1 protein-coding gene is annotated in these 494 nt (G+C 28.5%); it reads right to left on the bottom strand.

All coding sequences use genetic code 11. The features are described 5' to 3' along the window. Positions 1 to 158 precede the first annotated feature (158 nt). Positions 159 to 380, bottom strand: coding sequence for a hypothetical protein (locus L979_RS16065; protein WP_036851104.1), 222 nt, complete (start codon positions 378 to 380; stop codon positions 159 to 161). Positions 381 to 494 lie beyond the last annotated feature (114 nt).

A 494-nucleotide genomic window follows, 5' to 3' on the forward strand; every position in this document is an offset into this window, starting at 1 on the left:
CTTTAGTATATAATAACAAAAAAGACTTGAAAAGTCAAGCCTTAAACCTATTAAGCTCCTTAGCTGTACTTACTTTATCAAATAAATTCAACTTTCATGCCTCTCAATTTATAACCTTTTTTAATCCTACGACTAATGCCACCTGGTTTTTTCTCAATTTAGTCACTAGTTACCTCCATTGGCTCTGATTCTACGCAATAAACTTTGAACGGCTTTTCTTCTTTTGCTCCATTTCCGAAAAATAGCTCCCATTGATAATTTAATAAAACACAAGTCTTAATAGCTTCGTGTTTTTTTGTATAAAGAGATAATCGTTTTCCGCTATAATTTTTAGCCACTGTGTCTTTATCAGTTGTTAGTGCCACATAGTAAATTTTCATTTATTTCTCCTTTTCTTATATCATGATATCAAATTATTTTATATTTGTCAATACTTAATTCCATTTTTTTCTTTTATGAATTTGTTTATACTATCTTGATTTAATCGTTTAGAT

Origin of the sequence: Kocuria sp. ZOR0020 (assembly GCF_000800955.1) — a bacterium.
Classification (GTDB): domain Bacteria; phylum Actinomycetota; class Actinomycetes; order Actinomycetales; family Micrococcaceae; genus Kocuria; species Kocuria subflava.